Origin of the sequence: Pseudonocardia sp. EV170527-09 (assembly GCF_008369905.1) — a bacterium.
Classification (GTDB): Bacteria; Actinomycetota; Actinomycetes; order Mycobacteriales; family Pseudonocardiaceae; genus Pseudonocardia.
The window spans coordinates 1-4,800 of record NZ_VRMC01000169.1 but is presented as its reverse complement, the minus strand read 5'-3'; the positions used below and the strand labels follow the sequence as shown (position 1 = coordinate 4,800).

5 protein-coding genes are annotated in these 4,800 nt (G+C 69.6%); 1 reads left to right on the top strand and 4 read right to left on the bottom strand.

Features of this window, described 5'->3' with window-relative positions; all coding sequences use genetic code 11:
* Window positions 1–46: 46 nt before the first annotated feature.
* Window positions 47–340, bottom strand: coding sequence for a hypothetical protein (locus FVA95_RS27505; protein ID WP_240051773.1), 294 nt, complete (start codon window positions 338–340; stop codon window positions 47–49).
* Between the two features lie 627 nt (window positions 341–967).
* On the opposite strand from FVA95_RS27505, the gene FVA95_RS34110 reads away from it, so the two are divergent.
* Entirely contained in the window at window positions 968–1,453 is a 486-nt protein-coding gene (locus FVA95_RS34110; RefSeq protein ID WP_149666717.1) for a peptidase inhibitor family I36 protein, read from the top strand.
* On the opposite strand, the gene FVA95_RS34350 is transcribed toward FVA95_RS34110, so the two are convergent.
* The 3 genes from FVA95_RS34350 to FVA95_RS27485 all read right to left on the bottom strand — a co-directional run.
* Entirely contained in the window at window positions 1,424–1,852 is a 429-nt protein-coding gene (locus tag FVA95_RS34350) for a hypothetical protein (RefSeq protein WP_370460887.1), read from the bottom strand. The two genes, FVA95_RS34110 and FVA95_RS34350, sit on opposite strands and share 30 nt — an antisense overlap.
* Complete coding sequence (locus tag FVA95_RS27490) at window positions 1,849–3,135, bottom strand: bifunctional glycosyltransferase family 2/GtrA family protein (RefSeq protein ID WP_149666716.1); 1,287 nt, start codon at window positions 3,133–3,135, stop codon at window positions 1,849–1,851. Before FVA95_RS27490 ends, FVA95_RS34350 begins: the two co-directional genes overlap by 4 nt.
* 83 nt (window positions 3,136–3,218) lie before the next feature.
* Window positions 3,219–4,800, bottom strand: a 1,582-nt coding sequence (locus FVA95_RS27485) for a glycosyltransferase family 39 protein (protein ID WP_149666715.1), incomplete at its 5' end; no start/stop codon positions are given.

Sequence of the window (4,800 nt, the reverse complement as noted above, 5' to 3'; positions counted from 1 at the left end):
TGATCTTCGGTCCGACGCGCCGGACCAACGACAAACCAGCTCGTACCTACAGCGACATCAGAGCCCGTACGCGGACAGCTGGGGCGGTCTCGTGGGATGCGCGGCGGCGCATGCGGATGATGACGGCGCGGTCTTCGATGGTGTCGGGCATGGCGCCGATCCCGGCCAGGGCGGCCATCGCGAAGGTCGGGATCGACTCGACCCGGTTGCGGGCTGCGTCGTAGCGTTTCGCGGGCCGGTTGCGTTGGTGCCCGGCGTTGAGCAGGCCCCGTAGGTCTTCGTGGGCGTCGGCTTTCGGCCCGAAGATCGTGTCGGCCTCTTGCGAGAAATAGGCCAGCATGATCTACTTCAAAAGTGAAATACTTCATCTCGACTGCGTTAATCGCCACAATACTGCTAAGTCTGAGTGCAAGCCAAGCACTGGGGGCGGAACTAAATCCGGTCACGCAATCAACGACGCTTCGGCAAGACACCAGCCACGAGCGGCTTTCCAGTCGACCGCGACACATTGCCGGATACACCATCCATGCGAAACTACGCATGAGTGAGCGGGACATTGGAGAGAAGGAGGTGAGCGCTTTGATTAGATTCGGACCAGAAGGAGTTAACCAAGGCGACGGGACCTGGAAAGTGGTAGAAGCCGACACTCCGTTCGCCGTAGTGATCAACCAAGACGCCTGGGTAGTCACGGTTCACCCAGTAATTTGAGGCTGAGATGATCCATGTTCTAGAGGTCGCTGTGACGTTGGAATTAGACAAGTCCGGCGATGTAGCCTACTTGCGCTTTACAAACCTGCCCGCAGAGGATGCACGCCGCGTCCGAGCGGCGCTCATAGAGGATCGACGAGGCATCACCTATGGAGCACTCGACCTCGCTGACGAAGGAAACGGTCCAGCCGTAGGTCTCGAGATCCTCAACGCGTCGAAACGACTGCCTCACGAGTGGCTTGAAGCGATGGAGAGTTAGATGATAAAGAGATCGCTAGTGGCGCTACTCGTGGCCACGGGGACCCTTTTGTCGACTACTGGGGCAGCGGCTACACCTGAGCTGACCGAGGGAGAACAGGGTCAATCATGCGTTGTTTACGCACCGCGAAATTACGAGTGCTTCTCAAGTAACGCTGAAGCGAACGACGCAGCGGACAAGCACAGCGGACATAAAACTCCTCAAACGTATCAGAACGGGGCTTTTGATTGCGCCTGGGGGTGGCTCTGCCTGTACGGCTCACCCGGCGGAAACGGTCGGCGCCTCATATTTAGTGATGAACGTTGGCACAAGCTAGACGACTACGGGTTCGGAGGAAAGGTCAAATCATGGAGAAATAACCAGCTTTGTCCAGACGATGGACTGCTCGGAGACGGCGCGGGAGGAACGCTCCTGCTAGAGGGGTGCGGTAGGGCGGCAGCAATGGATCCGTACTGGTCAAACGCCGCTATCCACGTACACGGATGAACTAGCAGCAGCTCTATAGGAACTGAAGGTCTGTCCGTGTCCTGTGTGAGTCCTCGTCGAGTTCGCTCTTGCGTGGGGGAGGTGTCTGCGGAGGGTGCTGCCGCGCCGCTTCCGGTCCTCGGCGCCGGGGGCGCCTGTGGTCCGGGTCGGCTTGGTGATCGCGTTCTCCGGGTCGAGGGACCCGAAGAAGAACGCCGTCCAGTCGTTCGCCCCGGCCTGCACCGCGGCGGCGTAGAAGGAGTTGGCCCAGCCCGAGGCGGCCAGGTTCCACAGGTAGAGCGCGCCCGTCGCGACGAGCAGCGCGACGACCGAGACGGGGCGGGTCCAGCGGCGCGGACCGTCGGACGGGGGCGGAGGAGCGTCGGACCGGGTGGGGAACCGGTCGAGGGTGCTGGTCACGCGGCGGTCGCCTTCTCGAGCTGGGAGGGGGTGGACCGGGTGCGGAACACCCAGGAGCGGAACAGGACGAAGCGCAGCACCGTCGCGACCAGGTTGGCCGCGACGATCACTGCGGCCTCGACGGCCAGGTGCGCGCCGGGGGCGAGGGCGCCGAGCACTGCGAGGGCGCCGGTGGTCAGGGCGAGGCCGAGCCCGAACACGACGAGGCCCTGGAACTGGTGGGTGACCGCGCGGTCCCGGCCACGGACACCGAAGGTGAACCGCCGGTTCAGCGCGGTGTTGGCGATCGCGCAGACCAGCATCGCGACGACGTTCGCCGCGATCGGTCCGAGCATCCCGCGCAGCGCGAGGAACAGCAGCAGGTTCGCCACCGTCGACGCGACGCCGATCGCGGCGAAGCGGGCCAGCTGGAACGGCATCGTTCGCGGCACCCCGGGAACCTCCGGCGGGGCCAGCGGCGCCCGCCCGAGCTGCGCGCGGATCTCGGCCAGCGGCAGCGCACCCGTCGCCAGTGCCCGGCCGACCCGCCACACGCCCTTCAGGTCCGCGACGGCCGTCGCCACGATGTCCACACTGGAGTTCGGGTCGTCGACCCAGTCGACGGGCACCTCGTGGATGCGCAGCCCGGACCGCTCGGCCAGCACCAGCAGCTCGGTGTCGAAGAACCAGCCGGTGTCCTCCACCAGCGGCAGCAGCCGCCGGGCCACGTCGGAGCGGATCGCCTTGAACCCGCACTGGGCGTCGGAGAACCGGGCCGAGAGCGCGCCGCGCAGGATCAGGTTGTAGCTGCGGGAAATGAACTCCCGCTTCGGTCCGCGCACCACCCGTGACCCGCGACCCAGCCGGGTCCCGATCGCCAGGTCGGAGTGCCCGGACACGAGCGGGGCGACCAGCGGGAGCAGCGCGCCGAGGTCGGTGGAGAGGTCGACGTCGCAGTAGGCGAGCACCTCGGCGTCGGAGTCGGACCAGACCTGGCGCAGCGCGCGGCCGCGGCCCTTCTGGTCCAGGCGCACCGTGGTGACCTCGGCGATCTCGGCGGCGAGGCGCTGTGCGATCTGCGGGGTGGCGTCGGTGCTGGCGTTGTCGGCGACGGTGATCCGGAACGTGTAGGGGAATCCGGAGGCGAGGAACGCGTGCAGGCGCCGCACCGAGGATTCCAGGTCGCGCTCCTCGTCGAAGACGGGGACGACGATGTCGAGCACGGTCCGGTCGCGGTCGGACGGACGCGCTCCGGGGCGTCCCGGGTGGATGCCGGTTGCGGGGCCGGTGACGACTCTGGTCATGGGATCGACGATCGGGTCCCGGGCTGTCGTGGCGGTGTGATCGACCTGTGCGTCGGCTGTGAGCCGGGCGTCCTGTCGTCGGGTCACGACGCGCTCAGGGCGTAGAGGGTGACGCCGTCGACCGTGCGGGCCGGGAACGTCGCCGCGACCCACTCGGCGATGAGGCGCGCGTCGTCGCTGCCGCCGGAGGCGGTGGAGATCATCCCGGTGCCCGCGGAGCCGATGAACCAGTGGATCCGGTGCTGCGCCGCCATCTGCTGGAACTGTGCGAGCGTCGGGTAGGGGTCGGTGCCGTTGAACCCGCCGACGGCGAGCACCGGTGCCCCCGACGCGAGCTGGTAGCCCGCCGCCTGCATCGAGCTCACCGTGGCCGCGGCCCAGGTGAAGCTGCCCGCGCCTGCCGAGACCAACCCCGTGACCTGCGACGACGGCGTGGGCGCGCTGAGGATGCCCCCGGGGCCGCCGCCGCGCCCGCCGGCACCGCCCGGTCCCCGGGTGGGTCCGCCACCGGCCCAACGGGCGCCGCCCGGCACGCCGGAGCCGGAACCGGGCCACGGCCCGCGCATCGTGCCGTGACCACCCCGGCCCCCGCCCGGGCCGGACGCGTAGCCCGCCGGGCCGGAGCTCGGGATCGCCCCGGTGTGCGGCGTCGCCGCCGTCGCCAGCGCCCAGGCCATCGTCCCGCCGGCCCCGGCCAGCAGCGCCGCGGTGAGCACCCCGGCCGCGAGTACCCGCGGCATCCGGTGCACCCCGAGCAGCGCGAGCGCCGCGCCGAGCCCGACGACGAGCACCGCGGGGCGCAGCCACCAGAGCCATTCCGCGGGCAGCAGCGCGTACGCCCACACCGCCGTCGCCGCGACCGCAGCGGCCAGCCACCACCGGGCGGCCGCGGACGCACGGTCTCGCCACAGCGTCGCCCCGCCGATCCCGACCAGCGCGGCGACCGCCGGGGCGAGCGCGACGGTGTAGTAGCTGTGCACGATCCCGGCCATCAGGCTGAAGGTCAGCCCGGTGACCAGCAGCCAGCCGCCCCACAACACGGTCGCGGCGCGCAGCGGATCGGTGCGCGGTGCCCTCCGGGTCCGCCACAGCAGCACCCCGAGCAGCACCAGCGCCGCGGGCAGCAGCCAGGACGCCTCCCGGCCCATCTCCGAGCCGAACAGCCGCAGCAGCCCGGTCTCGCCCCAGCCACCGGCGCGTCCGCCCGCGCCGCCGCCGACGGAGCCGACCTCGTCGCCGGTGAGCCGGCCGACGCCGTTGTAGCCGACGACCAGCTCCAGCACGCTGTTGCCCTGGGAGCCGCCGATCCAGGGCCGGTCCGCGGCGGGCCACAGCTCCACGACCAGTACCCACCAGCCCGCCGAGACCAGCAGTGCGGCCCCGGCGGCGAGCAGCGCCCGGATCCGCGGCCACCAGGTGAGCGGAGCGGCGAGCAGCCACACCGCGGTGAACGCCGGCAGCACCAGGAACGCCTGCAGCATCTTGGTGAGGAAGCCGTAGCCGACCAGCAGGCCGACGAGCACCAGCCACCGGGTGCGGCCCTGCTCCACCGCCCGGGTGAGGGCGTAGGCGGCACCGGTCAGGACGAGCACGAGCATCGCGTCGGGGTTGTCGAAGCGGAACATCAGCACCGCCACCGGGGTGAGCGCGAGCGCGGCCCCGGCG